This window comes from Pantoea sp. WEP (genome assembly GCF_041678305.1).
Lineage (GTDB): Bacteria > Pseudomonadota > Gammaproteobacteria > Enterobacterales > Enterobacteriaceae > Pantoea > Pantoea dispersa.
Map to the genome: position 1 here is coordinate 322011 of NZ_JBGNXB010000002.1, position 25358 is coordinate 347368.

Annotated in this window: 27 protein-coding genes; 8 read left to right on the forward strand and 19 right to left on the reverse strand. The window is 60.4% G+C overall.

The window, feature by feature from the left end:
• Window positions 1–63: 63 nt before the first annotated feature.
• On the reverse strand, window positions 64–1092 hold the full coding sequence (locus ABVR31_RS20595; protein WP_372774349.1) for an ABC transporter substrate-binding protein: 1029 nt from the start codon (window positions 1090–1092) through the stop codon (window positions 64–66).
• Between the two features lie 217 nt (window positions 1093–1309).
• On the opposite strand from ABVR31_RS20595, the gene ABVR31_RS20600 reads away from it, so the two are divergent.
• Window positions 1310–2344, forward strand: a complete 1035-nt coding sequence (locus ABVR31_RS20600; protein ID WP_058759034.1) for a LacI family DNA-binding transcriptional regulator — start codon at window positions 1310–1312, stop codon at window positions 2342–2344.
• 1 nt (window position 2345) lies between these two features.
• On the opposite strand, the gene ABVR31_RS20605 is transcribed toward ABVR31_RS20600, so the two are convergent.
• On the reverse strand, window positions 2346–3248 hold the full coding sequence (locus tag ABVR31_RS20605; protein ID WP_372774351.1) for a LysR family transcriptional regulator: 903 nt from the start codon (window positions 3246–3248) through the stop codon (window positions 2346–2348).
• Window positions 3249–3379: 131 nt separating this feature from the next.
• On the opposite strand from ABVR31_RS20605, the gene ABVR31_RS20610 reads away from it, so the two are divergent.
• On the forward strand, window positions 3380–4072 hold the full coding sequence (locus ABVR31_RS20610; protein ID WP_372774353.1) for an SDR family NAD(P)-dependent oxidoreductase: 693 nt from the start codon (window positions 3380–3382) through the stop codon (window positions 4070–4072).
• A gap of 5 nt (window positions 4073–4077) precedes the next feature.
• On the opposite strand, the gene ABVR31_RS20615 is transcribed toward ABVR31_RS20610, so the two are convergent.
• Window positions 4078–5007: a LysR family transcriptional regulator gene (locus ABVR31_RS20615; RefSeq protein ID WP_372774355.1), complete on the reverse strand. Its 930-nt coding sequence runs from the start codon at window positions 5005–5007 to the stop codon at window positions 4078–4080.
• A 79-nt stretch (window positions 5008–5086) separates the two neighbouring features.
• Here ABVR31_RS20615 and ABVR31_RS20620 point away from each other — a divergent pair, with 79 nt between their 5' ends.
• Together ABVR31_RS20620 and ABVR31_RS20625 are read left to right on the forward strand one after the other, a co-directional pair.
• The gene (locus tag ABVR31_RS20620) at window positions 5087–5908 is read left to right on the forward strand and encodes an MBL fold metallo-hydrolase (RefSeq protein ID WP_372774357.1); all 822 of its coding nucleotides are present in this window, start codon (window positions 5087–5089) and stop codon (window positions 5906–5908) included.
• Window positions 5909–5911: 3 nt separating this feature from the next.
• Window positions 5912–7273, forward strand: a complete 1362-nt coding sequence (locus ABVR31_RS20625) for an amidase (RefSeq protein ID WP_372774359.1) — start codon at window positions 5912–5914, stop codon at window positions 7271–7273.
• On the opposite strand, the gene ABVR31_RS20630 is transcribed toward ABVR31_RS20625, so the two are convergent.
• From ABVR31_RS20630 to ABVR31_RS20645, 4 genes are all read right to left on the reverse strand, one after another.
• Complete coding sequence (locus ABVR31_RS20630; RefSeq protein ID WP_372774361.1) at window positions 7248–7655, reverse strand: DUF2000 family protein; 408 nt, start codon at window positions 7653–7655, stop codon at window positions 7248–7250. The two genes, ABVR31_RS20625 and ABVR31_RS20630, sit on opposite strands and share 26 nt — an antisense overlap.
• Window positions 7656–7690: 35 nt before the next feature.
• Entirely contained in the window at window positions 7691–8548 is an 858-nt protein-coding gene (locus ABVR31_RS20635; RefSeq protein WP_058759029.1) for an AraC family transcriptional regulator, read from the reverse strand.
• 27 nt (window positions 8549–8575) lie between these two features.
• Window positions 8576–9871, reverse strand: a complete 1296-nt coding sequence (locus tag ABVR31_RS20640) for an SLC13 family permease (protein WP_372774363.1) — start codon at window positions 9869–9871, stop codon at window positions 8576–8578.
• 92 nt (window positions 9872–9963) lie between these two features.
• Entirely contained in the window at window positions 9964–10863 is a 900-nt protein-coding gene (locus ABVR31_RS20645; RefSeq protein WP_132463230.1) for a LysR substrate-binding domain-containing protein, read from the reverse strand.
• Between the two features lie 97 nt (window positions 10864–10960).
• Here ABVR31_RS20645 and ABVR31_RS20650 point away from each other — a divergent pair, with 97 nt between their 5' ends.
• Window positions 10961–11731, forward strand: a complete 771-nt coding sequence (locus tag ABVR31_RS20650) for a 2OG-Fe(II) oxygenase (RefSeq protein WP_372774365.1) — start codon at window positions 10961–10963, stop codon at window positions 11729–11731.
• On the opposite strand, the gene ABVR31_RS20655 is transcribed toward ABVR31_RS20650, so the two are convergent.
• On the reverse strand, window positions 11716–12798 hold the full coding sequence (locus ABVR31_RS20655) for a DUF2817 domain-containing protein (RefSeq protein ID WP_372774367.1): 1083 nt from the start codon (window positions 12796–12798) through the stop codon (window positions 11716–11718). The two genes, ABVR31_RS20650 and ABVR31_RS20655, sit on opposite strands and share 16 nt — an antisense overlap.
• 38 nt (window positions 12799–12836) lie before the next feature.
• The gene (locus ABVR31_RS20660) at window positions 12837–13607 is read right to left on the reverse strand and encodes a transporter substrate-binding domain-containing protein (protein ID WP_372774369.1); all 771 of its coding nucleotides are present in this window, start codon (window positions 13605–13607) and stop codon (window positions 12837–12839) included.
• 267 nt (window positions 13608–13874) lie between these two features.
• On the opposite strand from ABVR31_RS20660, the gene ABVR31_RS20665 reads away from it, so the two are divergent.
• Both ABVR31_RS20665 and ABVR31_RS20670 read left to right on the forward strand, forming a co-directional pair.
• A complete protein-coding gene (locus ABVR31_RS20665) occupies window positions 13875–14549 on the forward strand; it encodes a heavy metal response regulator transcription factor (protein ID WP_104187544.1) in 675 nt (224 codons plus the stop codon).
• Entirely contained in the window at window positions 14546–15925 is a 1380-nt protein-coding gene (locus ABVR31_RS20670) for a heavy metal sensor histidine kinase (RefSeq protein WP_159377628.1), read from the forward strand. The genes ABVR31_RS20665 and ABVR31_RS20670 overlap by 4 nt, the downstream gene beginning before the upstream one ends.
• A gap of 37 nt (window positions 15926–15962) precedes the next feature.
• Here the strand turns inward: ABVR31_RS20670 and nfsB are convergent, their stop codons facing one another.
• Both nfsB and ABVR31_RS20680 read right to left on the reverse strand, forming a co-directional pair.
• The gene (gene nfsB, locus ABVR31_RS20675; RefSeq protein WP_058770319.1) at window positions 15963–16616 is read right to left on the reverse strand and encodes an oxygen-insensitive NAD(P)H nitroreductase; all 654 of its coding nucleotides are present in this window, start codon (window positions 16614–16616) and stop codon (window positions 15963–15965) included.
• Window positions 16617–16720: 104 nt separating this feature from the next.
• Complete coding sequence (locus tag ABVR31_RS20680; protein WP_141495863.1) at window positions 16721–17722, reverse strand: zinc-binding alcohol dehydrogenase family protein; 1002 nt, start codon at window positions 17720–17722, stop codon at window positions 16721–16723.
• Window positions 17723–17858: 136 nt separating this feature from the next.
• On the opposite strand from ABVR31_RS20680, the gene ABVR31_RS20685 reads away from it, so the two are divergent.
• Entirely contained in the window at window positions 17859–18776 is a 918-nt protein-coding gene (locus tag ABVR31_RS20685) for a LysR family transcriptional regulator (protein WP_058759023.1), read from the forward strand.
• A 621-nt stretch (window positions 18777–19397) separates the two neighbouring features.
• Here ABVR31_RS20685 and ABVR31_RS20690 read toward each other — a convergent pair.
• From ABVR31_RS20690 to ABVR31_RS20725, 8 genes are all read right to left on the reverse strand, one after another.
• Window positions 19398–19865, reverse strand: coding sequence for a hypothetical protein (locus ABVR31_RS20690; protein ID WP_372774372.1), 468 nt, complete (start codon window positions 19863–19865; stop codon window positions 19398–19400).
• A gap of 185 nt (window positions 19866–20050) precedes the next feature.
• The gene (locus ABVR31_RS20695; protein ID WP_372774374.1) at window positions 20051–20980 is read right to left on the reverse strand and encodes an ABC transporter substrate-binding protein; all 930 of its coding nucleotides are present in this window, start codon (window positions 20978–20980) and stop codon (window positions 20051–20053) included.
• Between the two features lie 9 nt (window positions 20981–20989).
• The gene (locus tag ABVR31_RS20700) at window positions 20990–21724 is read right to left on the reverse strand and encodes an ABC transporter permease (protein ID WP_058770323.1); all 735 of its coding nucleotides are present in this window, start codon (window positions 21722–21724) and stop codon (window positions 20990–20992) included.
• On the reverse strand, window positions 21708–22424 hold the full coding sequence (locus tag ABVR31_RS20705) for an ABC transporter ATP-binding protein (RefSeq protein ID WP_058770324.1): 717 nt from the start codon (window positions 22422–22424) through the stop codon (window positions 21708–21710). The genes ABVR31_RS20700 and ABVR31_RS20705 overlap by 17 nt, the downstream gene beginning before the upstream one ends.
• On the reverse strand, window positions 22421–23389 hold the full coding sequence (locus ABVR31_RS20710) for a ThiF family adenylyltransferase (protein WP_372774377.1): 969 nt from the start codon (window positions 23387–23389) through the stop codon (window positions 22421–22423). The genes ABVR31_RS20705 and ABVR31_RS20710 overlap by 4 nt, the downstream gene beginning before the upstream one ends.
• Before the next feature lie 10 nt (window positions 23390–23399).
• Window positions 23400–24158 (reverse strand): thiazole synthase, encoded by a 759-nt coding sequence (locus ABVR31_RS20715; protein WP_132463263.1) that lies wholly within the window; start codon window positions 24156–24158, stop codon window positions 23400–23402.
• A gap of 3 nt (window positions 24159–24161) precedes the next feature.
• Window positions 24162–24359 (reverse strand): sulfur carrier protein ThiS, encoded by a 198-nt coding sequence (thiS, locus tag ABVR31_RS20720; RefSeq protein WP_058759017.1) that lies wholly within the window; start codon window positions 24357–24359, stop codon window positions 24162–24164.
• Window positions 24343–25287, reverse strand: a complete 945-nt coding sequence (locus ABVR31_RS20725; protein WP_058759016.1) for an FAD-dependent oxidoreductase — start codon at window positions 25285–25287, stop codon at window positions 24343–24345. Before ABVR31_RS20725 ends, thiS begins: the two co-directional genes overlap by 17 nt.
• Window positions 25288–25358 lie beyond the last annotated feature (71 nt).

The window sequence follows — 25358 nt, forward strand, 5'->3', positions numbered from 1 at the left end:
GCCATCCTTAGCGCTGTCGGAATCGGTATGCCGCCGTCAGCGGCAGCGTCCGGCGATGTGGCATTACTGCGCGCTGGCGCCGATCTCTTTATCCCAGCGGCTTAGCAGCGCTTTACGTTTGGCGGAATCGCCGTAGGTTTTGAAGTCATAATCGATCAGTTTGATGTTCTCGAAGCGCGGCGCGTATTCGGAAATCTCTGCACTGCGGTTTGACGGCAGCTGGAAGGATTTGGCCTCTTTCATGTGCGACTGCGCTTCGGCGCTAAGCGCCCAGTCGTACCACACTTTGGCATTGGTCAGATTGCGTGCCCCTTTGACGATCGACATTGAGCCAATCTCATAGCCAGTGCCTTCACAGGGCGCGACGGTTTTGATCGGAAACCCGTCGACTTCCATCGCCACCGCGTCGTGCATAAATACGATGCCAACGGTGGTTTCGCCGCGCGCCGCTGCCTTCACCGGTGCCGAGCCGGATTTGGTGTACTGGGAAATGTTGGCGTTGAGCTTTTTCAGGTAATCAAACGCTTTGTCCTCGCCCATGATCTGCACCAGCGTCGCCAGGGTGTTATAGGCGGTGCCGGACGAGTTCGGATTGGCAATCTGAATTTCGCCTTTGAAGGCCGGATCGAGCAAGTCAGCCCAGCAGGCTGGCGCTTTGAGCTTTTTATCCGCCAGCAATTTGGTGTTGTAGCCCCAGCCGAGCGCACCGGCATAAATTCCCACCGTACGGTAACCTGAGTTTTCCGCCTGCTTCTGCGCCCAGTCCTGCTGCTGGTCGAGCAGCGGCGATTTATACGGCTGCGTCAGCCCCTCTTCCGCCGCCTGCATATGCGGATCGCCGGTGCCAGCCCACCAGATGTCGGTGCGCGGGTTACGCGCTTCGCTGCGCAGGCGGGCATAGGCTTCACCCGCTGACAGGCGCACCATGCTGACTTTAATATCCGGATGTGCCTGGCTGAAAATGCGCGTCATATGTTCGCACACCACCACGTCCGCCGAGCAGACCATATTGAGATTGCCAGCGGCCGTCGCAGCAAACGGCAGCGCGGTGCAACTGAGGGACAGCGCAATGGCCAGTGAGGTGTAGCGCATGATGTTCTCCTTGGTTGGCAGGGTTCCGTGCTTAACAGAGGTTTTTATTTGCACGTGTGTGCAAATTAGTAATGAACAGAAAATAGCCTGTCAAATAGCGCAATCTGCAATTGACAGGCTGTGTCACAAAAATGCAACAAATGTGATCGCAGACAAATTGCACAGCTTTGCAATTTACGGCAGACTGCTTTTCAGCCGTAATTGTGAGGAGTTGAAGATGCAGAATGACAAAGCCGGGGTGAGCGCACAGGATGTGGCGGATCGGGCGGGCGTGTCGCGCTCGGCGGTGTCGCGCGCCTTTACGCCCGGTGCCAGCGTTTCTGCAGCCACGCGTGCCCGGGTGATGAAAGCGGCGCAGGAGCTGGGCTATCACGTTAACCACCTGGCGCGCGGGCTGGTGCGCAACCGCAGCGGCATCGTCTGCCTGATCGTCTCTGAAATCGCCACGCCTTACCGCGCCACGCTGGTGCGCTGGCTGACACAGTTTTTACAGGAAGCAGGCAAAGTGGCGATGCTGATTAATACCGATCGTTCCGACAACAGCGTCTCCGCCGCGCTGCTGCAGGCGATCAATTTTCGCGCCGACGCCTCCATCATCCTTTCCGGCATGCCGGATCGCACCATCACCCGCCAGTGCTATCAGCACGGTCAGCGCATCATCCTGATCAACCGCGACGAAGCGCTGCCGGGCTCGCTCAGCATCAACCTCGACGCGCAGGCGGCGGCCGAAACGGCGGTGATGGCGTTTCAGCGCGCCGGCTGTCGTCAGCTGGCGTTCGCCAATTCGCTGGCCGGTACGCCGAGCCTGATCAAACGTGAAGCGGCGTTTATCGCTGTGGCAGAGCGCGCCGGACTGACGGTCAGCGTGGAGCGGTTCGGCACCACCTCGTATGAGAGCGGTCAGATTCTGGCGCATCGCCTGCTGACGCGTCATCAGCGCCCGGACGCAGTGTTCTGCGTCACCGACCTGATGGCCTGCGGTTTCATGGATGAAGCGCGCCACCGTTTCCAGCTGCGCGTACCGGAGGATTTGTGCCTGATTGGCTACGACAATATCGCGCAGGCTGGCTGGTCCTCTTACAATCTCACCACCTTCGCCCAGCCGGTGGAGCGCTTTGCCCGCGACGCCATCGCCTGGCTGACGCAGACCGAGCAGGCGGAAAGTGGTTTTACGCCGCAGAGTGAGCAGCAGCACGACACGCTACTGTATCAGGCTGATGTGGTATGGCGCGGATCGGTGCGCGGCGGCTGATCTAAGCGCGGCATACCTGCCGCACCGTGTCACGCAACCAGCGGTGCGCGGCATCCTGCTCCAGTCGCGGATGCCATAGCTGTGACACCGTCACCTCTGGTGTGGCAAACGGCAATTCAAACATCGCAAACGCCGGATTATCTTTGATTAACGGATGGTGCAGGCACAGCGTATGCGGCACCAGCGCCAGCCAGTCGCTGTGCAGCGTGAACGCGACGGCAGTAGAAAAAGCGGGTACCACGGCGGCCACCTGGCGGCAAAAACCGGCGGCGAGCAGCGCCTCATGCACCGGCCCGCCCAGCTCACCACGCCTTGACGCCACGATGTGACCATATGCGGCCAGCTGCGCCAACGTCACGTCCGCGAGTAACGGATGCCCGGCGCGCACCACGCCGACGAAGCGATCGCGAAACAGCGCCTGCAGCCGAATCTCCGGTCCCATATTGCCCAGAACACCAATCTCCAGATCGACGTCGCCACTGCGCAGCGGTCGATCATTTTTCTCTGCTTTCGGCATGAAGCGCAGCTGCACGCCGGGCGCCTGTGCGCGGACTGCGGCGATCAGCGCGCTGCCAAACGCTTCGACAAAACCTTCGTTGGTACGCAGCGTGAAGTGGCGCTGCAGCTCGGCGGCAGCAAAGCGTTGCGCGGGTGGACTCAGCAGCGCCTGCGTGTCCCGCAAAGTGGCATGCACCTGGTTGCGCAGCGCTTCGGCGTGTGGCGTCAGCACCATCACGCGCCCGGCGCGCACCAGTAGCGCATCGCCGGTGGCGGCACGCAGTCGCCCCAGCGTGCGGCTCATTGCTGACTCGCTCAGCCCCAGGCGACGCGCAGCGCCCACTACGCTGCCTTCACTGAGCAGCGCGTCCAGCGCAGGGAGTAAATTCAAATCGACGCTATTCATCGCATTATCCTTATTGATTGAGCGCCATCTGGCAAGGCGTTTGCTGCAGGTTATCTATGCAGATGCTGCGCGTTCCGCCTGTTGTCATGCAAGGGTAGACTTTTCACTCACCCCAAAACCAGGAGAGGGTCATGAACAAGGCTTCCCGTGCTTTATTGATTGGTGCTTCGCGCGGCCTCGGCTTCGCGCTGGCGGAGAATATGCTGCAGCGTGGCTATCAGGTGGTGGCGACCGGCCGCCAGCACTCCCTTCACGCGCTGCAACAGCTGGCGCAGCGTTACCCGCAGCAGCTGACGGTGGAGAGCGTGGACATCACCATGCCAGCAGAGGTCAACGCTCTGCATCTGCGGCTAAGCGGCCAGCAGTTTGATCTGCTGCTGGTCAACGCGGGCGTGAAAAATGACGATCGCGAAACCCTTGCCGATGTGTCGACGGAAGAGTTTATTCGCGTAATGGTCACCAACGCGCTGAGCCCGCTGCGCGTGCTGGAAACCTTCAGAAATAACGTCAGCGCGCGCGGCACGCTGGCGGTGATGTCCTCCGGCCAGGGCAGTCTCACCAACAACACCCATGGCAACTACGAGGTGTATCGCGGCAGTAAAGCGGCGCTGAATATGTTTATGCGCAGCTTTGCCGCGCGTCACGACGATGCACGCACGCTACTGCTGCTGGCCCCAGGCTGGGTGCGCACCGACATGGGTGGCGCCGGGGCGCGACTGAGCATTGAGGAGAGCATCCCGAATCTGCTCAACACGGTGGAAGGCCAGACCGGACGCGGCGGCCTGCACTATCTCGATTACCTCGGCCGCGTAGTGCCGTGGTAAGCATTTCACGCCAGCTTGCGTTCGATCAGCTGACGCAGCGTGGCGCGCAGCCAGCGGTGCGCCGGGTCTTCGGTCCGGGCGTTATGCCACAGCAGCGAAAGCGCATAATCCGGCATGCCGATCGGCACCGCCGTCGTACTCAGCGCATAGCGCTGTTGCCATGCCTGCACCAGTCCCTGCGGAACGGTCGCGAACAGCGGCAGACGCTGCAACATTAGCGGTAACACCGAGAAGTGCGGCGTGACATAACGCACGCGGCGCGTCAGCCCCTCGCGGGCTAACGCGGCGTCCAGCGCACTTTCACTCACGCCGCGATAGGAGACCAGCGCATGCTGATACTGCACGAACTGCGCCAGCGTCAGCGGTGGCGCAAGGTCAACTTGTCCACGATGCCATACCGTGCGGAAGCCGGCGCGCGCAATGTGCTCCCGCGTGAGATCGTGACTGGTTTCCTCTCCGACGGTCACCACCACGTCAGCCTGCTGCTGCTCCATCAGCGGAATGGCCTGCCACGGATCGGCAGCCACCACCCGGATATCAATATTTTGGGCCGAGGCGGCCAGCTGCAGCAGTAAATCGGGCATCAGCCAGTGCTCAAGCCAGTCGCTCATGCCGAGCGTAAAACTGCGGCTATCGTGCGCGGCATCAAAGCGATCGGCAGTGAAAATAACGCGATGGACGCTCTGCAGCAGCGGTGCGATCTGGCGCACCAGCTGCTCTGCGCGCGGCGTGGGCGTCATGCCTTGCGAGGAACGCACGAACAGCGCATCGTCAAACATTGCCCGCAGTCTTTTTAATGCCGCGCTGACCGCCGGCTGCCCCAGATAAAGCCGGTTTGCCGCCTGAGTTACGCTGCGCACGTCATACATGACCAGCAGCACAATCAATAAGTTAAGGTCGATTTTGCTGAAATCATTTTCATTGATGCTTTTCATGATTTTAATCGATTTAAATAATGAAACAGCCCTCAGTATAGTGACCTGCAGTAACAGGCACCACGCTTTAGGAGGCAATATGACCCTGCACATAGGTGAATGCAGCATTGATAAAGTGATCGAGCAGACCAGCTCACTCCCCTTCGCTGCGCTGTTTCCGGCACACCGCGAGACGATGAGCGACACGCTGGCACAGCAGCCGGCAGAGATATCCATCCATAGCTGGGTGGTGCGCACCGCTCGCGACACCATCGTGATTGATACCGCAACGGGCAATGGCCGAAACCGCGATAACAAGCCGCTGTTTCACCAGCTGCAAACCGCGTGGCCGCAACGTCTGGCCGAAGCGGGCGTCGACCCTGATGAAGTGACGCTGGTGCTGATGACGCATATCCACACCGATCACGTCGGCTGGAATACCTGCTGGCGCGCTGGCCGCTGGCAACCGATGTTTCATCATGCGCGTTACATCTGTTCAGCGCGTGAACTGGCACAGTGCCGCAGCACGCCGTCGATGCAGGCGCTGTATCACGACAGCCTTGCGCCGCTGCTGGCGAGCGGCCAGCTGGAAACCATAGATGTGCAGCACTCCCCGCTGTTTGCCGGTGTGCTGCGCTATATGCCGACGCCGGGCCACAGCGTCGATCACGCTTCAATTGTGCTGCAAAGCGCCGGTGCCCATGCGGTATTTAGCGGTGATGTGATGCATCATCCAGTTCAGTTTGCACATCCGCAATGGAACTCAGTTTTTTGTGAGGATTTACCACGCGCCGTAACGTCACGTCAGTTACTGATAGACTGGTGCATCCGCCATCAGGCACTCTGGTGCAGCTCACATTTTGCCGGCAGTTCGTGCGGCCGGGTTTCGCCAGAGCGGCAATGGATTCCTGTGGAGGCCTGAACCATGCAATACGCTGATTACCTCACCGCGTCGCTGGGGGATATGCAACAGGCGCTGGCCCAGCGCCGGGTGAGCGCACGCCAGCTCACCATGTTTGCGCTGCAGCGCATTGCTGACGTGGATCAGCCGCGCTACAACGCCATCAGCTGGCTGTTTGCCGATGACGCGCTGGCTGCGGCCGCTGCCAGCGATGCCGCACGGCAGCAGAATGCGCCAGTTGGCCCACTGGCCGGTATTCCGCTGCTGATTAAAGACAACATTGAAGTCAAAGGCTGGCCGACCAGTGCCGGTTCGGCGCTGCTGCGCGATGTGATTGCCAGCGAGGATGCACCGCTGGTTACGGCTCTGCGTCAGGCTGGCGCAATCCTCATCGGCAAAACCACCATGCATGAACTGGCGGCAGGCATCACCGGCGCCTCGTCGCTGAGCGGCTTTACCCATAATGCCTGGCAGCATGGCCGTTCTCCAGGAGGTTCAAGCAGCGGTTCAGCCGTGGCGGTGGCCGCAGGCTTCGTGCCGCTGGCGATAGGCAGTGATACCGCCGGTTCGGTGCGCATTCCGGCCGCATTCAACGGCCTGTTTGGCTTACGTATGACGCGCGGTGCACTGAGCAGCGCTGGCATCGTGCCGCTGTCGCCTACCCAGGATATCCCCGGACCGCTGGTGCGCTACGCGGCCGATTTGCGGCTGATCAGTGAAACACTCACGGGCCAGCGTTTTTCCCGTCCCGACCGGCCGTTGCGCATCGGTATCTGGCAGGAAGGATTTGCCGTAGAGGAAACGGAGATTAACCAGGCGGTGCAGGATGCTGTGGCACCGTTTCAGCCGCGCATGCTGAGCTGGCCGCAGCTGGAGACGCTGGCGGCGGAAGCCAATATTATTGCCTATGAATTTGCTGACGCGCTGGCCGCCTGGCTGGCGGATAAACCGCAGGCACCGCTGCGCACGCTGGCGGCGATTGCCGCGTCAGGGCGCTATCATCCCCAGTTGGAGGCCACTTTTAAAACCCGGGCGCAGCATCCCGGCATGCAGAGTGACGGCTATCGCGAGGTGCAGCTGCGCCAGCAGAGGCTGTATCAGCAGCTGGCGCAGTTTTTTCAGCAGCAGCAGATCGACCTGCTCGCTTATCCGGTAGTCCGCCATCCACCAGTGAAGCATGGCGAGTTACAGCCTGGCAGCAATGCGCTGATCTCAGCCGTCACCGGCGCACCGGCAATCAGCATTCCGGTCGGCCTGAGTACGGAGGGGTTACCCATCGGCCTGGAGCTTCTGGCGCTGCGCGACCAGGAAGATGTGCTGTTAATGGCGGCAGAACAGATTGAACAGGCGCACCCGCCGTTCAACCGTGCAGCGCCAGCCCTTTGATGGCTTTATCCACCGCCTTTTTCGGGCCGCGCAGCGCGATGCCCACCAGGTTGAGATTATCGGCGTCTTCGGCCAGAAACACCGCGCGGTTGGCGGCATCGTGGCCGGTGGAAAACATCGCTTCGACGTAAGGAATCAGCGTTAACTCACGCTCTACGCCCTGGCAATGCGCCCGTTGCAGGCCGGCTAAATCGGCGGCAAACACCAGCATCGGCTGGCCGGCCATGTTGCCGTACTGACGACCGAGCGCGTCGACGTAGGGTTCACCCATCATCTCCGGCGCGGCTGCCGCAATGCCGGTCGCCAGAAAAGCCACCACATTCAGGCGCTGCCAGGTGGCTAAATCATCGCGTACAATCAGGGCAATTTTGGTATCAAACATCTGTCAGAACTCTCCGGTGAGGATTAAAAATCCCATCATCGGATAGCCGGCAGAGAGCGGTATAGAACGTTTGTGCACTGGCGCTGATAGGCGGCGGGCGTGAGGCGATAAGCACGCTGGAACCAGCGGCCAAGATGGCTTTGGTCGGCAAAGCCCACCTGCGCTGCGACCTGCACTGGCTCAACGCCCTGTGCCAGCAGCGCGCGGGCGCTACGCAGCCGCAGCCGCACCAGATAGGCATGCGGCGACTGACCAAATGCCTGCTTAAACTGGCGCGTCAGGCGGAAACGATCAATGCCGGACAAGCGCGACAGATCGTCCAGCCCGATATCCTGCGCCATAAAATCGTGCAGATAGTCACGCAGCAGATGCATCTGCCGCTGGGCGTCACTGAGCTGCACGCCGGGTTTATTTTCCAGATGCCGGGAAAGCAGTGTGAGCAGATGATCCAGGCTCTGATCGCGCGCCAGTCGCCCTTCCCGCTGATGCACCGCAAACCATGCCTGCTGAATCGCACTGGCCAGCTGCGCATCATCGGTGAGCGTGGAGCGAAACGCCCCCTGAATATTCGCCACATCGCCCAGCCCGCGGCGCTGCATCATCTCCGCCACCCAGGGTTGTGGCAGATAAAGCATCACATAGGTAAAACCGGCGGCATCGGGCGCGTGACCATCGTGTACCGCGCCCGGCTCAATCAGAATAGCGCGGCCCGGCGTGCTGGTGTGCAGCGCGCGGTGACAGTTAAAGCGCTGCAGCCCCTGCTGCGTCACGCCGACCAGCAATTCGTCGTGGTCATGCGGATCGTAAGCGTGGCCGCAGAAGTGCGCGTTAACACTTTCGATGCCCGTCTCCTCATCGCGACGGAAATCAACCCAATCGTTAGTAGCTGACATAGCGAATTCGTGACCTCTGACGGCGTATCAGGCATAGCCTAGCAGCCGGAACCACAGATAATCCAGCGGTAACAGCAGCAGCGCGCTCAGCACGAACACCAGCAGACACAGCTGCAGACCGGCTCTGGCAGGCACATTCCCCAGCCCCATTGCCACCACGATGGGCGACGCCTGATATGGCAGCAGCGGTGTGGCGTAGGCAAAAACCTGCAACATCACCACGCTCAGTAGCGGAAAGCCTGAAGCGGCAGCCAGCTCCTGCGCCATCGGCGTGACCATCGCCGGCACGCCGTTGGCGGTGAGCACAAAATTCAGCAGCGTCACCAGCGCATTGAGCACGGCAAAATTACTGAATGACGGCGAGTCATGCAGCGGCAGCAGGTGAAGCAGTGCATTGGCGATGAGCCGCCCCAGGCCAGAGTCCACCACCACCGTGGCGACGCCGAGAATGCCGGCGATATAGATGCAGGTGCGGAAATTGACGCCGCTGGCAAAATCGTCGCCCGAAAGAAAGCCCACACGCGGTAACAAACACAGACACGCCGCGGCCAGCCCGACCCACGCAGCGGATAAGCCGTGCAGGCTGTCGGTCATCCACAACAGTAACGTGACGGCCAGTAGGGCAATCAGCCGCCATTCGCGCCCGCTTAGCGCCGGCAATGCTTCCCGCGTTGCCACCGGCTGCGGCTGAGCGCGGAACAGCAACGTAATGCAGGCAACCAGCAGAATACCTTTGCCCAGCCCCACCACCGGCATGTGCAGCATCCACCACTGCAGCCATTGCAAATGCAGCTGATACGCGCTTTCCGCCGCGCCGCTTAGCACCAGGTTTGGCACGTTGGCGGGCAGAATACTGGCGGAGAGTTGAAAGGTGCCGAAGCCCACCGCCAGCGCCAGCCCAATGCTGCCGCGACTGCCCGGCCGGATACCGGCCCGCTCGCCCAGCGCCAGCACCACCGGCATCAGCAGCGCGATGCGTCCCATGTTCGACGGCATCACCAGCGCCAGCAGATAACTCAGCATCACCGTGCCCGCCACCATCCGCGGCCAGCTCTGGCTGAACGGCACCACCAGCCAGTTGGCCCAGCGTTGGGCAAGGCCCACTTTGCGGATCGCCGCGCCCAGCACAAAACCGCTCAGCACCAGCCAGAACGCTGAGGAGGCAAAACCGCTGAATACGCTGCTGGCTGGCGCTATCGACAGCAGCATCGCCGCCGCAAAAAACAGCAGCGCGGTAAGGTATTCCGGCAACCGCGCCAGCGCCCACAGCAAAATTGTGATGCTGACCACCAGCGTGGTCAGCCAGAATGAGGTATCAATCATCGTGCCTGAACTCCCTTTCTTCGCAACTGCGCACAAAGCGCATCAGCATAGGGCAATCCCTGTCGCAGAACGCTGCGGCAGTTAACAGTTTGTTAACTCGCCAGCTGCGTTAGCCACTGAATCAGCGCCTCGCTGCCGGGCTGACTGCGGGAGCGCTGTGGCCAGGCGAGGAAATAGGGTTTGCTCAGCGGCAGGCTGAGCGGATCCACCACCTGTAGCGCGCCGCGCGCCAGTTCGCCGGCAATCAGACGACGCTGTCCCAGCAGCACGCCGACCCCGGCTACCGCCGCGTCGATGGCCAGGGAGGTGAGATTAAAACTGAATGCCGGCTGGACCGCCGGCTCCATGCTGCCTTTGGCCTGAAACCAGCTGCGCCAGTCGGGCAGAAAGCGCCCTTCATTGCCCCAGTCCAGATGGATCAACGGCGCCTGGCTTAGCAACGATTCGCCCGGGTAACGCTGGATCAGCGCCGGACTGGCGACCGGCAGCACCTCGTCACAGAACAGCCGTTGCTTGTCGAGTTGCGGGTAGCGATCCTCACCAAAGCAGATGACAAAATCTGCCGGTGTGGCGCTGAAATCCACCGGCGCATGAGTGCCGTGCAGGCTGAGATCGCAGTCCGGGCAGTGATCCCGCCAGGCGGTAATATTCGGCAGCAGCCATTTCGACGCCAGCGCCGGCAGTGAATAGAGCGTCAGCTTTGGCATGCTGGCCGCATGGCGCAAATTTTGCTGCCCCAGATGCAGAATGTCGAACGCTTCACTGACGTAGCGCAGATACTCTTTGCCGGTTTCCGTCAGCATCACGCCGCTCTGGGTACGCACAAACAGTGCGCTGCCCAGCTGCGCTTCCAGCTGACGAATTTGCTGGCTGACGGCAGCCGGCGTCAGCGCCAGCTGTGCGGCGGCTTTCGCCAGGCTACCAAGTTCCGCCGCCACTTTGAACGACTGAATCACGCTGATTTTCGGCAAACGCGACGCGGGTGCAGGCATTAAGGTTTCCTTAGCAAGGCGTTAAATATTTATCGTTAGGCATCAACATATCAGGCCGTTACAGTCTCTACACCTGCCAACTCAGAGAACCACCGCGATGTCTGCTTTGATTCGATTTGATTTGCACCCCCTGGCCGACGCCGACTGGCGTCGGCACTGTCGCCAGCAGCTGGAGCAACACGGCGCGCTGGTGCTGCGTCAGTTTTTGCAACCGACTGCGCTGCAGGCGATCGTGGCTGACGGGCTGGCCCAGCGCCATCTGGCTTACCACACCGTCAGCAAGCACAACGTCTATCTGCTGAAGCCGGACGAGGCGTACCGTGCCGATCATCCGCGCAATCGTGACGTAATCAGCACCAAAGGCTGCATTACCGACGATGTGATTGCAGCGGAATCGCCGCTGCGTCAGCTGTACAATGACGAACTGTTTAAACGCTTTCTGTGTGATGTGCTGGACGAAGACGCGCTGTATCCATATGCCGACCCGCTGTCGTCCATAAATCTGCATTACGCACCTGACGGCCAGGAACTCGGCTGGCACTTTGATAACTCCTCTTTCGCCATCACGCTGCTGGTGCAGAAACCGCACGCTGGCGGTGTGTTTCAGTACGTGAAAGATCTGCGCGATGCGGACGCCGGCGAGATGAACTACGACGGCGTCGCCGCCGTGCTCGATCAGCGCCAGCCGGTTGAGGCGCTGGAGATCGATGCCGGCGATCTGGTGCTGTTTCGCGGCCGCAATTCGCTGCACCGCGTGACACCCACCGAAGGTGATGTTACGCGCATGCTGGCGGTGCTGGCCTACAACACCCAGCCCGGTATCGCACTGTCCGAAATCGCGCGCATGACCTTTTACGGCCGGTTGTAAGCCACCAGCCCGCGCCAGCCGCGCAGGAAAATTTGTTGGGTACGAAACGCAGTTAAGGCGCGCCAGTCCTCATCGGCGGGCCAGAACCCCTCCACCAGCTGCTGCTTCAGCGCGCGTCCGGCGTGGCTTGCCGGATCGCCCTGCAGATGCAGCCAGTGATCGTCGCGCACCCGGCGGTGCATCTCTTCGCCCGGATAAGTGCCACACTCCACCACCAATGGCAGCAGCTGCGTGTCAGGCAGCGAGGTCAGCAGAAACTGCGAGACATAGCCGGTGGCGGTCGCCGTGACGCCAGTGTCGCTGTCGCGCCCGCTGCCGGTAAACAGCAGCGTCAGCCACTCAGCGTATAACGATTTGCCCCAGTGATGCGCCGGATAGCGCTGCTCCGCAATCGCCAGCAGCATCGGATGGCCCCACGCGCCGGCACCGGTGTGCAGGTCGAAACTCAGGATGACCTGCGCCTGACGCAGGTGCTGTTCGACGATGGCGTGCAGCGTGCGGTGCGACCAGGCCGGCTGCTGCCCGCCATAAAACAGGCCATCTGCTGCCTGATATTGGCCCGCTTCCACCACCCGTTTTAGCGCCGGCCAGCCTGACTGCTGCAGTGTCTCCGCCAGCAGCCGATCGGCATGTGCGCGGTCGCCCTGATACAGATCGTGCCATAGCGCATAGTGCGGATTAGCGGGTGCGGGCTGGCTGAAATCGATGAAATTCCGGTTGAGATCGATATTGTCTTCATTGACGCGCCGCAGATGCGCAGCGCCCCATGGATTCAGCAGATGGACCAGCACAAGGGCGCAGTCGGGCGGTAACGCGGTGACATCGAAGCTATCAAGCCAGGCGATCTGGCTGTCTGAACCGTAATAGCCCTCCACACCGTGTGTGCCGGAGAGAATCAGCATGCGTTTGGGAGCCGCCGGATCGCCGATCACCGCGACGTCGGTGTACAGCGCGGCCCCGTCGGGCGCGGTCAGCGGATGGCGATAGGCAGTCAGCGCGCCGTGCTGGCGCGTGACGGCGGCCAGGAATCGCGCCCGCTGCTGGGTATAATCAGGGAGTAAAGACATGATTTTCCTGTGCGTGATGAAGGCAAATCGCCCTGCGATTAGGGATAAACCTTAACCTTAAAGTATTTCTGTGCCAGCCGGTCGTAGGTGCCGTTGCTGTGCAGCGCGGCCAGCGCATTGTTGATTAAAGTAAGATTGGCCGTATCGCCTTTACGCAGCCCGATACCCACGCCGTTGCCCAATAATGCTTTATCCACCAGCGTGGCTTTATTGACATAGCCCTTGCCTCCCGGCGTGTTGATAAAGCCCTGCTCGGCTGAAACCGCATTCGCCAGGCTGGCATCGAGTCGACCCGCTACCAGATCCGGGTAGATCTCCATCTGATTCGGATACGAGACCACGTTGACGCCCTGCGGTGCCCATTTCGTTTTGGCGTAGGTTTCCTGAATGGTGCCCTGCGCGACGCCGATATTCTTCCCGCGCAGCGTGCTGATGTCCGCCGTCAGCGTGCTGTTAGCAGGCGTCAGCAGCGCGCTGGGCGTGATGTATAGCATATCGCTGAACGCCACCTGCTCGCGGCGCTTCTCCGTCATCGACATCGCCGACAGAATGGCGTCAAATTTCTTCGCCTGCAGCGCCGGAATGCTGCCGTCAAAGCCAATCTGCACCCACTGACATTTCACTTTGGCCTGCGCACAGATGGCATTGCCCAGATCAATATCAAACCCCTGCAGCGAGCCATCGCTGGCTTTGGATTCGAACGGTGGAAAAGTGGGATCGACGCCAAAACGCAGCGTCTGCTGCGCCGCAGCCAGTTGGCTAAGGGCGCTGAGTGACAACAGTAAGGCATAAGACCAACGCTTTTTCATGATGCTCTCCGGCAGGCTATCTCACAGGTTTTAACCTTGTAATAACACGATGCCGCTGACACCACCATCAAAAGCGCGCAATAATGCAGAGCAAATTCTTATATATGTTAATGAGTTAGCGAAATTTGTCGCGCCATTAAGTTTTACTTAACGCTCTGTAATGATTTTGTCATCAGGGGCTCATGCCGCTGTCAGCCTCGGTTTTCTATGCTAACCCGCGTTATACTGCCCGCCATCAGCAAGCGGCCGCCACTGCCGGGAGATCGCATGAAAATATTGGTGATAGAAGATGAAGCCGGGGCGCGTGATTACATGCGCAAAGGATTGACCGAGGCCGGTTTTATCGTCGACGTGGCGGAAAACGGTCAGGATGGCCTGTTTTATGCGCAGGAGCACCATTACGATCTGATTCTGCTGGATGTGATGATGCCCGGCATCACTGGCTGGGAGGTGATGGCGCAGCTGGATAAGCAATTGCAAACGCCGGTGATTTTCCTCACCGCCAAAGGCACGGTGGAAGATCGCATCAAAGGGCTGGAACTGGGTGCCGATGACTATCTGGTCAAGCCCTTCTCCTTCGCTGAACTGCTGGCGCGCGTGCGCACCCAATTGCGGCGCGGTAGCCAGCAGAAGCTGCCCGACATCCTGACGCTGGCCGATCTGCAGCTGGATATTGCCCGTCGCCGGGTCGAGCGCGCCGGACAGCGCATCGACCTGACCAACAAAGAGTTCAATCTGCTGCATCTGTTTCTGCTGCATCCCGGCGAGGTACTGACACGCACGGTGATTGCGTCGCGCGTCTGGGATATGAATTTTGACAGCGACACCAACGTAGTGGATGTGGCGGTAAAACGGCTGCGGCAGAAAATTGACGGCCCTTTTACCCGACCATTAATTCATACCGTGCACGGTGTCGGTTATCGCTGCGAAGCTGAAACATGAAACCCCGCTCGCTCGCCGTCCGCCTTTCGCTACTGCTCAGTGCTACGGTGGTGGTCATTTTTACACTCAGCGGCATGGCGCTGTATCACGCACTGGCGAAGCAGATCGGCGTGCGCGATGACGCAGCCCTGCTGACGCGCATCGATCAAATGCGCACGCTGCTGCGCGATGAAGATGCGCTGACGCTGATTCAGCAGAAGCCGCGGCTGTTCGCCAACATGCTGGGCAATACCGAATCGTTGCTGGTGCTGCGCTTTCCCGGCCAGCCGCCGCTGATCGTGATCAATCCCGGCGGGCGTCCGGTGCCAGCCATTACGCCGGTCGCCGCCGATCAGCCGTTAACCCTGCAATCGGTCCACCATCAGCAGGCGACGGACGGCACGCCGTTTATTGCCGCCGCCGCGTTAACGCCAACGCGCGATGGCAGCGGCCAGATCGAAATCATCACCGGTCGCCTGATGAGCGACCGCACGCAAACCCTCACCGGCTATCGCCACCAGATTATCCTGTGCACCGCGCTGGCGGCGCTGCTGGTCGCCGCGATCAGTGTGCTGCTGGTGCGCCGCGGTCTGACGCCGCTGCGCCGGCTGGCGGCGGAAGCTGGGGTGATCGACGTGCGGCGGCTGTCGCATCGCATTGAACTGACCAGCGCGCCAGGCGAGCTGCAACCGCTGCTGGCGGCGCTCAACCAGATGCTGAGCCGGCTGGAGCAAGGTTATCAGCAACTTAGCCAGGTCTCAGCGGACATGGCACACGATCTGCGCACGCCGATTGGCACGCTGCTTGGCCAGACGGAAGTGGCGCTAAACCAGCCGCGCAGCGTCAGCGAGTATCAAACGCTGCTGGGTTCCAATTATGCTGAGCTGGAGCGGCTGGCGAAGATGATTGATAACATGCTGTTTCTCGCCAAAGCCGCAGACGCCAGCCAGGCGCTGGACAGACAACGCATCGATCTGACACCGCTGGGTGAGCGGTTGAGTGACTATTTTGAGGGTATGGCAGAAGAGCATGGCATGCAGCTTGTCATCTCGCTTCACAGCGAGTTGCACGCCGATCCGCAGTTGTTACAGCGCGCGCTGGCGAATCTGATCGCTAACGCGCTGCATTACGGCACGCGCGGCGGCACCATTCACGTCTCCAGCATTCCGCAGCCAGACGCCGTGCTTTTGGTGGTGGAGAATCAGGGGCCGACGCTAAGTCAGGCGCAGCAGGCACGCCTGTTTGACCGCTTCTGGCGCGCCGATGCGTCACGCCAGCAGGGCGGCAGCGGACTGGGTCTGTCGATCGTGCGCGGCATCATGCAACTGCATCAGGGCAGTTGCACGGTGAGCAGCGAACACGGCATTACCCGTTTCTGCCTGCGGTTCCCACGTTAAGCGCGCAGGTGCGCAGGCACGCACCTGGTTAAGCTCTTTAGATAAAGGTGAAAATTTCGTCCTGCGGCAGACGCGATTTCGGCAGCGTGGCGTTGAAATCTTCCTCACTGCGATAGCCAAGCGAAACCAGCACCACGCTGGTAAAGCCCTGTTCACGCAGGCCCAGCGCCTGGTCAAGTGCGCGCGCATCAAAGCCTTCCATCGGGGTGGCATCAATGCCGAGCATCGCGGCGCCCAGTAACAGTCCGCCCAGCGCCAGATAGACCTGTTTCTCCATCCACTGCGGCACGTCGCGCAGCTCATAACGGTGCATATCCACGTAGCTGCGGCGGCTCTTATCCTGCCCGGCTTTGGCTTCGGGTTTGGCAAAACGCCCGTCTTTCTCTTCCTGCGCCAGCACATTTTGCAGGTGCGCTTCATCCAGATCGGTGCGCATGCACAGCGCAATCACGTGTGAGGCGTTCAGCACCTTAGGGTTGTTGTAAATGAACGCGCCGCTGGTGGATTGCGCCATCTTTTCCCGCCCTTCCGCAGTCGACGCGACAACAAAGTGCCACGGCTGCGAGTTAACCGATGACGGGCTGTTGCGCAGCAGGTTAAGCAGCGTGTCGATCTCCTGCTGCGGCAGCGTTTTGCCCGCAGAGAAAGCTTTTACGGTGTGACGGCGGGCAACCGCATCATTAAGGGTCATGAGAGTCTCCTGATTGAAGATTGCGCCAGAGCGCAGATAAATAGCAAAGTCGCTACCATAACCGCCCGGGCTGACGGACGGTTAACCTTACGTGTTTTAATGACTTAAAAGCCGCTAAGGACAATCTTGCCGCGTGCGCGACCGCTTTCAATCAGCGCATGCGCTTTACGCAGGTTGGCCGCGCTGATGCTGCCGTGATGCTCGCCAGCGGTGGTCTGCAGGGTTTGATCGTCAATCAGCTGACTCACCTGCTGCAGAATCTGATGCTGGCGCTGCATATCGGCGGTATGGAACAGCGAGCGGGTAAACATCAGTTCCCAGTGCAGCGAGATGGCTTTGCGCTTCAGCGGCACCGCATCCAGGGTTTCCGGATCGTCAATCAGCGCCAGTTTGCCCTGCGGAGCCAGCACATCGATCAACTGCGGATAGTAGCTGTCGGTATGGGTCAGTGAGGCCACGTAGCGCACCTCTTTATGGCCAATCGCTGCCAGCTGATCACCCAGCGGACGCTGGTGATCGATAACATGATGGGCACCCAGCGAGCGCACCCAGTCGGCGGTTTCCGGGCGAGAGGCGGTACCAATGACCGTCAGTCGGGTCAGTTTGCGCGCCAGCTGCGTCAGCATCGAACCCACGCCGCCGCCCGCGCCGATGATCAGCAATGTGCCTTCGTCGGCAGCATCAATTTCCAGGCGATCGAACAGCAGTTCCCACGCGGTGAGTGATGTCAGCGGCAGCGCGGCGGCATCGGCGTCGCTCAGCGTGCGCGGCTTGAGTCCGGCGATGCGTTCATCCACCAGTCCATACTCGGCATAGCTGCCAGCGCGTGTGATGTCGCCGGCGTAGTAAACTTCATCGCCGGGCTGAAACAGTGTGACATCGCTGCCCACCGCCTCGACCACGCCCACCGCATCCCAGCCGAGAATGCGCGGCGTGTCTGTCGGGGCGCCAGCGCGCACTTTGGTATCAACCGGGTTAACCGCAATCGCGCTGATTTTCACCAGCAGATCGCGTGCGCCTGGCTGCGGTTTCGCCACGTCCAGTTCATACAACGCATTTTCATCTGAAATCGGTAAACCGTTTTGGCTATAAACAATCGCTTTCATGCAACAGGCTCCAGGTGAGTGAATATTTTCAGGGTATTGACAGCAGCATAGCCAGACATCGCACCGGGAAAAATGCCTGTTGCAGGACAACACTTTCACTCGTAGAGTGAAAATCCCGATAATGGCGAGAACGTCGATGATTCGTTTAGAAGATGTCACCCTGTTTGTGCGCTCTGCCGCGCTGGGCAGCTTTTCCCGCGCAGCGCGCGAAGCCAACCTGCTGCCCGGTCAGGTCAGCGCCGCCATTCAGCGGCTGGAGCGCGATCTCGATCGCCGCCTGTTTGCGCGATCGACGCGCAGCCTGCGTTTAACGGCGGAAGGCGAAAAGTATCTGCCGTTCGCGCAGGAGATGCTGGCGCTAATGCACGCCGGTGCAGAAAGCCTGCAAAGCCACGACGATGCCCTGAGCGGCGAGCTGAAAATCGCTCTGCCGTCTGATATCGGCCGCCATATTATTCTGCCGCTGCTGACAGAATTTTGCCGGGCGCATCCGGCGCTCGGGCTGCGTCTCTCGTTTTCCGATCAGGTGAGTGACGTGTTCCGCGATCCGGTGGATATCGCTATTCGCTACGGTAAGCTGGAGGACAGCAGCTATGTCGCGCTACCGCTGGCGGAAGAAAACCGCCGTGTGATGGTCGCCGCACCCGATTATCTCGATCGACATGGCCGTCCGGAAAAACTCGAGGATCTGGCACAGCATCACTGTCTGCCGTTTGTCATGGGCGGCCACGTGTATGATAAATGGACCTTTCCGCAGGAAGGGATGCGGCGGCAAATCACGGTGAAAAGCCGGCTGCTGTGCGACGACGCTGAAGTGGCGCGCCGCTGGGCAATTGCCGGAATGGGGATTGCTTATAAATCCTGGCTTGATGTCTGCGACGATATCAGGCATGGCCGGCTGGAACGGGTGCTGCCGCAGCTGCCAGGCGAAAGCACGCCGCTGCATTTAATCTGCCCGCATCGCAAACAATTCTCGCCGGCGATTCGCGCTTTACATCAATTATTGCGTGAACATTTACGCACTCTGACGGCGCAAATCTTACCGGCAATTTAATCTCACCGCTGCGCCTCGACGCCATCAGCCACGCAATCCGGGCCAGCCATCAGGCGAATGCCTCTGCGATTTATCTTTAAAATTAAGGACGCGCGGCCGCAAGCAAATGAAATGCTGCGCCTTCTGAACCCGCGCATGAAAACGCAGCCGTCCGGCACCTCTGATAACCGTGGCACAGCATAGTAATCTTATTCTTAACAGGTAATATTTAACGTTACTTCACTGTATTCACGTTAATTATTCAGGACTGATGATGTCTCAACCCAAAGCGATGTCCGTTAATGCCCTCACCCACATTATCCTGTTCTTCCTGGTCATCAACGCCATTGATGTCGTGTATGCGCTGATGCACTGATGGCTTATTGCGCTTTGCCTTTGCCTTTGCCTTTGCCTTTGCCTTTGCGCTGAATAACAATTATTTATGCAGATGCGCATTAATGCGCACCACATTTAAAATCACACGGTTTCAGTGCAGGATTAGCATTAATGGCTGCCGGGTAACCAGGTGCGCATAAATGCGCACCCTACATAAAACGACGCAGTTTCAATGTAGGGTCGCCATTAATGGCGACCAAATGAGAGCAGTAGTGTCGGGCAGCATCTGGCCCGCACCGCAGTCAATCAGGAGTTGTTTGGCGTGGCAGCGCTTTCGCTGAACTGCGGTTTTTGCCGCGTAACGGAATAGACCACGTTTTTCGGGCCATTGGTGTCTGTGGTGACATCGACCGCAGGAATGGTCACTTTGCCAAAACCAAACAGTGTTTGCACGTAGCCGCCGATCTGGTGTTTACCGGCCGGGACGCGGAGCTCTTTACTCTCGCCCTTTTGCAGCAGTCCGGCTTCCTGCCCATCCACCGTCACGTACACGGATGAGCCATCGTCGGTGCGCGTCACCTGATGGGAGACATTGATGACGGTCGGTCCGCTGGCAAACGGCGAAGCGCTGTCGTTGTTTTCGACCGGAGCGGAAGCGGAAGCCGGGGCTTCTGCGGCGGCAGCATCAGCGCTGCTGTCGCTGGCAGCATGACGCGCGCAGCCGGTGAGCAGGAGTGTGGCCGTTAACGTGGCCAGTGTGAAACGCGAAAACATCGTGACGAAAAACCTTCTGCTAAATGAGAAGTATTTATTTTAGCGTTACCCGCGCAGTGATAACAGTCACAGAAATCCAGTATTTTCCGAAAACCGGGGATGCGGGTCTTCGTTTGTCCCCCGGCCGCACGCAATGTCAACGCGCGCCGTTCTCCCGGCCCGGGAAAACGGCGCAAGCGGATGGATTACAGTGAATAGCGCGCCAGCGGCGCCACGGTGGTGATCAGCCCGTTGGCTTTCATATATTCACCAAATGCCTGATAACGCGCCTGATTAAATTCCGCACTGTGCGTTGCAAAATAAGGCAGCGTCGCCTGCCAGGCCTGATGATTGAGCGGCGTATCCAGTTCAGGGTAACGCTTAATGAACGCCTGCCACGCCTGTTGCGGGTGAGCGCGCAGCCAGGCGATGCCCGCATCCAGCCCACGCAGAAATGCCGGGATGCGAGGATCGTTTGCCGCTGTGTTGCTATTGGCCAGAATGATCAACTCATCGTAGGCCGGCACGCCGTAATCTTCCGGCTTAAACGACACCGGCTTTGCGCCTTTGTCCTGCAAATCCAGCAACTCGTAGTTACGGAAGATGGTCAGCGCGCCGTCAATTTTATGCGTCAGCAGCGCGGAGACGGCGTCCATATTCAGATTTACCAGCTTCACGCTGTTAACGTCGACGCCCTGCGATTTCAGCATATTGCGGATAGCCACATCTTCCGCGCCGGGAATCGCATAGCCAATCGATTTACCGGCGAAATCTTTAATACTGTGGATATCGCCCGATACGGCTGTCAGGGTGTTCAGCGGCTGGTTAATCAGCGTGCCAACCCGGATCACCGGCACCTGCTTGTCCACCAGCTTATAGAGCTGCGGCTGATAGCTAATCGCCAGATCCGCCTTGCCTGCCGCCAGCAACAGCGGTACCGACGCGGAATCCGCCGGTGCGATCATCTCGACATCCAGCCCCTGCTGTTTAAACGCCCCGCTGTACTGAGCGGCAAAGATCGCTGCGTGGTTGGGGTTAATGAACCAGTCGAGCAGCAGCCGCACCTTTTCAGCTGCCTGCACGTTGACGGTGGCCAGCAGCAGTAACGAAGCGATGGCACGAAGAAGTCTATTCACTCAAGTTCCTTAGTATGATTGCCAGAGAAATTTTTTACGCACCAGCGCCACGGCCGCTGAGAGCAGCAGCGCCAGGCTCATTAACAGCAGCAGTGCGGCAAAACTGGTGGCCGTTTCCAGCCGCGCGTTGGATTGCATCATCAGGTAGCCCAACCCTTCGCTGGCACCGACCCACTCGCCGATCACCACCCCAATGGGTGCCAGCACCACCGCCATCTGCAGGCCGGCGAAAAACTGCGGCAGCGCAGCCGGCCAGCGTACGCGCCAGAAAATTCGCCAGCGCGAGGGATACAGCGTTTGCGCCAGCTCCAGCCAGCCGGCAGGCGTACGGCATAAACCGTCGAACAGCGACAGGCACAGCGGGAAAAACAAAATCAGCGCCGCCACCACGACTTTTGACGCGATGCCAAAACCCAGCCACAGCACCAGCAGCGGGGCCAGCGCAAATACCGGGATGGTCTGGCTGGCTGTCACCAGCGGAAACAGCACCCGACGCAGTAGCGGGCTGGAGGCCATCAGTACCGCCAGCACCACGCCGCCGCCGACGCCCAGCAGCAGCGCCAGCACAATTTCCGCCAGCGTGAACATTGCGTGATGCGCGAGCAGCTGCCGCTTTTGCCACAGAGCCTCCAGCACCGCCTGCGGTGCTGGCAGCAGAAATGCCGGTACGCCGTTGTGCCGCACCAGCAGCCATACGCCCAGCACCACCGCGATCAGGTAGATACCACTACTTAGCTTTTTCATAAGAATTCAGTCGGGAAAAGAGTTCGGCCTGCGCCTGCAGCAGTCCGGCATCATTGAGCGCGCGCGGCACCGTACCTGCCGGCACAGGCCAGTGCGTCACCTGCAGCGGCTGGCCGTGCAACAGCAGAATGTCATCGGCCATACGGCAGGCTTCCAGCGGATCGTGCGTCACCAGCAGCACCGTTTTGCCGCGCAGCAGCGTCGCGGTCAGCGTTTGCAGCTGGTGTTTGGTCATCACATCCAGCGTGGCGAATGGCTCATCCATCAGCACCAGCTCGCGCTGCGCATACAGCGTGCGCGCCAGCGCGACCCGCTGCCGCATGCCACCCGAGAGCTGTGAGGGCGCGGCTTGCGCCTCGTCTTCCAGTCCCACCTGTGCCAGCAAATGGTGCGCCCGCACGCGGTCCGGCTTCGCACCGCTCAGACGCGCCGTCAGCATCACGTTCTCCAGCACCGTCAGCCACGGATAGAGCAGATCCTGCTGCCCCATCCATGCCACGTGCTGCGCAATACCGCTCAGGCTGCCCTGCTGCGGCTGCACTAAGCCGGCCACCAGACGCAGCAGCGTGCTTTTACCAATGCCGCTGCAGCCCAGCAGCACCGTGGTTTTGCCGCCGCGCAGTTGCAAATTGAGCCGATCGCATAGCTGTTTTTCGCCCCAGGCAAAGCTCACCTGGTCAAAGCGGATGTCCTGCGTCATGGCCGGCGCGCCGCCAGAATCGCCAGCTGATTAAAGCCGCGCTGCGCCAGCGCGCTGGCCGCCTGCGCCGCCCGGATGCCGCTGGCGCAGACCAGTACGATGCGGCGATCCGCCGGTGGCTGCCAGGCGTCCAGTTCGTGCGGCAATACGCGCTCAACCCGATCGGCCACGCTGGCAGGCGCCTCTTCGCAGCTGCGCAGCTCCACAATGCAGTCTCCGGGTTGTAACAGGTGAGCATCAATAAACGGCACGCCGGGCTGGGCCGGTTCCTGTGCCGCATCAAAGCGGAACGAACGAAAGTGCCAGCTGACGAAGTCACAGTTGACCATGCAGCCGAGCGGTGAGGGTTGCAGCCCGAGCAGTACGCTGAGCGCCATCTGCGCCTGCATCGCCCCCAGCGCCGCCACGGCCGGGCCCATCACGCCAGCGGTGTTACAGTTAGCCGCGGAAGCAGGCAGCTGCGGAAACAGCGCACGATAGCTCGGCGCGCCGCCGCAAAAACCGCCAGCATAGCCCTGACGACCCAGCACCGAGGCGCTGATCAGCGGTATGCCTGCCTGGAAACAGGCATCAGACAGTTGGTAAGTCACCGCGAAGTTATCGGCGGCATCAATCACCAGATCGCACTCCGCCAGCGCCTGCGCGATATTGCTGGCGCTCAGCGCCTCGGGCACCGCTTCGATTTGCACCTCAGGATTGCGCTGCTGCAAAGCCTGCTGCGCCGCCACAGCTTTGCTGCGACCCACATCCTGCAGGGTGAACAGCGTCTGGCGATGCAGGTTATGCAGCGCGACCTGATCGTCATCGTACAGACACAGCTGACCGACGCCCGCGCCCGTCAGCTGAGGCAGCAGCGTGGCGGCCAGCCCACCGGCACCGGCTACCAGCACGCGGGCGCGAGCCAGTTTCTGCTGCCCGACGACGCCAATTTCCGGCAGCATCATCTGGCGTTGGTAGCGTTCCATTGCGCGCTCCTTAGTTCAGGTTAGCGAGGCCGAAGATCGGCGTTGAGGCCACGGCCATATCACGCTTCTCCATCAGCCCGGCCTCGCGCGCGCCCTGCCCGGCGGCGATCGCCTGGCTGAACGCGCGCGCCATCGCCACCGGATCGCCCGCTTTCGCCACAGCGGTATTGAGCAGGATGGCATCGAAGCCCATCTCCATCGCCTGCGCTGCCTGTGACGGCGCGCCGATGCCAGCATCAATGATCAGTGGAATATCGCTGAACCAGGCACGCATCGCCCGCAGCCCGTCAATATTTCGCAGTCCCTGGCCGGAGCCGATGGGCGCGCCCCACGGCATCAGCAGTTCACAGCCAGCGGCCAGCAGTTTTTCACCGACTATCAGATCCTCCGTGGTGTAGGGAAACACCTGGAAGCCGTCGGCGCACAAAATGCGTGCCGCTTCGACCAGCGCGAACGGATCGGGCTGCAGCGTGTCGGCATGACCAATCACTTCCAGCTTGATCCACGGCGTGTTAAACAATTCGCGCGCCATGTGCGCGGTGGTGACGGCCTCTTTGACCGTGTGGCAGCCAGCGGTATTGGGCAGCACGCGCACATTCAGGCCCGTCAGCAGCTCGCGAAAAGCCGCGCCCGCCGTGCCTTCGCGGCGCAGGCTGACAGTGATAATTTCACTGCCGGATGCGGCGATCGCCTGCTGCAAAATCGCCGGTGAAGGGTAGCCTGCGGTGCCGAGCAGCAAGCGTGACTGCGGCGTAAAATCGTAAAACATCGCTCAGCCTCCCTGCATCGGTGACAGGACTTCCAGCTGCCAGCCTTCCTGTAACTGCAGGCTGGCATACTGACTTTTCGGCACAAAATCGCCATTGCAGGCGGTGGCAACACAGGCCGCGTCGATTTGCTGTTCGATCAGCAATTCGCTGAGGCTGGTGGCCTCAGTGCTGATGATGCGGCCGTTAAGCTGAATATTCATGGCTAACCTCCCCGGACAGGCGCTGCATCAGCTGTTCTGCCATCATTGGTGCCAGCAGAAAACCGTGACGATACATGCCGTTAAGATAAAAAATACCGTTGTGATAGTGGATTTCCGGCAGATTAGCCGGCCATGCCGGACGCAGACCGCTGCCGCTTTCGATGACGCGCGCTTCCGCCAGCGCCGGATGAAGGGTGTAGGCCGCGCTGAGCAGTTCCATCATGGCGCGCGCGCTGATAGCGCTGGCATCGTCGCTTTCGATCATGGTGGCACCGAGCATGAAGTGGCCGTCGCGACGCGGCACCAGATAACAGGGAAAACGCGGATGGAGCAGACGAATCGGCCGGGAAAATGACACCTCATGACTCTGCAGGATCAGCATTTCCCCGCGCACCGCGCGCAGGCCGGAGAGTTGCGCTCTGGCATGGATACCGCGACAGTCGATGATCCGGCCCGATGGCTGGCGCGCATCAAAGCGGACGCCGCGCTGCAGCAGTTTGTCACGCAGTTCAGCCAGCGCGCGGCGCGGATCGAGGTGCGCTTCGCGCGGGAAAAACAGTCCGCGCGCAAAACGGTTTTCCAGCGCCGGCTCGAGCGACGCCGGATCAACCCATTGATGCGCCGTCGTCATGCGCGCGAAGCGGTTTAACTCCGGGTTATCACGCGGTGGTGCCAGCACTAACGTGCCCTGATGCACCACGCTGCTGACGCGCGTTTGCCACCAGGCCGCAGCATGCTGGCCGAGGGTAATCACCTCCGCTGGCGCGCTTTCTGCTTCACACCACGGCGCCAGCATGCCTCCAGCAAACCACGAGGCAGGCTGACGCGCTTCATCATCAATGACCTCGACGGTTTCTCCGCGCTCAGCCAGCAGCGTGGCGACACAAAGCCCGGACACGCCGCTACCGAGCACGCTCCAGCGGCTCATGAACAACGTTCCGGTAAATAATCTGGGAAATTCACATCGGCCTCTCAGTGATAACTGAGACCCGCAGATAC

Bases quoted from the DNA above. Each gene is read 5' to 3' on its own strand.
- ABVR31_RS20595 (WP_372774349.1), bottom strand. From the start codon at position 1,092: ATGCGCTACACCTCACTGGCCATTGCGCTGTCCCTCAGTTGCACCGCG.
- ABVR31_RS20600 (WP_058759034.1), top strand. From the start codon at position 1,310: ATGCAGAATGACAAAGCCGGGGTGAGCGCACAGGATGTGGCGGATCGG.
- ABVR31_RS20605 (WP_372774351.1), bottom strand. From the start codon at position 3,248: ATGAATAGCGTCGATTTGAATTTACTCCCTGCGCTGGACGCGCTGCTC.
- ABVR31_RS20610 (WP_372774353.1), top strand. From the start codon at position 3,380: ATGAACAAGGCTTCCCGTGCTTTATTGATTGGTGCTTCGCGCGGCCTC.
- ABVR31_RS20615 (WP_372774355.1), bottom strand. From the start codon at position 5,007: ATGAAAAGCATCAATGAAAATGATTTCAGCAAAATCGACCTTAACTTA.
- ABVR31_RS20620 (WP_372774357.1), top strand. From the start codon at position 5,087: ATGACCCTGCACATAGGTGAATGCAGCATTGATAAAGTGATCGAGCAG.
- ABVR31_RS20625 (WP_372774359.1), top strand. From the start codon at position 5,912: ATGCAATACGCTGATTACCTCACCGCGTCGCTGGGGGATATGCAACAG.
- ABVR31_RS20630 (WP_372774361.1), bottom strand. From the start codon at position 7,655: ATGTTTGATACCAAAATTGCCCTGATTGTACGCGATGATTTAGCCACC.
- ABVR31_RS20635 (WP_058759029.1), bottom strand. From the start codon at position 8,548: ATGTCAGCTACTAACGATTGGGTTGATTTCCGTCGCGATGAGGAGACG.
- ABVR31_RS20640 (WP_372774363.1), bottom strand. From the start codon at position 9,871: ATGATTGATACCTCATTCTGGCTGACCACGCTGGTGGTCAGCATCACA.
- ABVR31_RS20645 (WP_132463230.1), bottom strand. From the start codon at position 10,863: ATGCCTGCACCCGCGTCGCGTTTGCCGAAAATCAGCGTGATTCAGTCG.
- ABVR31_RS20650 (WP_372774365.1), top strand. From the start codon at position 10,961: ATGTCTGCTTTGATTCGATTTGATTTGCACCCCCTGGCCGACGCCGAC.
- ABVR31_RS20655 (WP_372774367.1), bottom strand. From the start codon at position 12,798: ATGTCTTTACTCCCTGATTATACCCAGCAGCGGGCGCGATTCCTGGCC.
- ABVR31_RS20660 (WP_372774369.1), bottom strand. From the start codon at position 13,607: ATGAAAAAGCGTTGGTCTTATGCCTTACTGTTGTCACTCAGCGCCCTT.
- ABVR31_RS20665 (WP_104187544.1), top strand. From the start codon at position 13,875: ATGAAAATATTGGTGATAGAAGATGAAGCCGGGGCGCGTGATTACATG.
- ABVR31_RS20670 (WP_159377628.1), top strand. From the start codon at position 14,546: ATGAAACCCCGCTCGCTCGCCGTCCGCCTTTCGCTACTGCTCAGTGCT.
- nfsB (WP_058770319.1), bottom strand. From the start codon at position 16,616: ATGACCCTTAATGATGCGGTTGCCCGCCGTCACACCGTAAAAGCTTTC.
- ABVR31_RS20680 (WP_141495863.1), bottom strand. From the start codon at position 17,722: ATGAAAGCGATTGTTTATAGCCAAAACGGTTTACCGATTTCAGATGAA.
- ABVR31_RS20685 (WP_058759023.1), top strand. From the start codon at position 17,859: ATGATTCGTTTAGAAGATGTCACCCTGTTTGTGCGCTCTGCCGCGCTG.
- ABVR31_RS20690 (WP_372774372.1), bottom strand. From the start codon at position 19,865: ATGTTTTCGCGTTTCACACTGGCCACGTTAACGGCCACACTCCTGCTC.
- ABVR31_RS20700 (WP_058770323.1), bottom strand. From the start codon at position 21,724: ATGAAAAAGCTAAGTAGTGGTATCTACCTGATCGCGGTGGTGCTGGGC.
- ABVR31_RS20705 (WP_058770324.1), bottom strand. From the start codon at position 22,424: ATGACGCAGGACATCCGCTTTGACCAGGTGAGCTTTGCCTGGGGCGAA.
- ABVR31_RS20710 (WP_372774377.1), bottom strand. From the start codon at position 23,389: ATGGAACGCTACCAACGCCAGATGATGCTGCCGGAAATTGGCGTCGTC.
- ABVR31_RS20715 (WP_132463263.1), bottom strand. From the start codon at position 24,158: ATGTTTTACGATTTTACGCCGCAGTCACGCTTGCTGCTCGGCACCGCA.
- thiS (WP_058759017.1), bottom strand. From the start codon at position 24,359: ATGAATATTCAGCTTAACGGCCGCATCATCAGCACTGAGGCCACCAGC.
- ABVR31_RS20725 (WP_058759016.1), bottom strand. From the start codon at position 25,287: ATGAGCCGCTGGAGCGTGCTCGGTAGCGGCGTGTCCGGGCTTTGTGTC.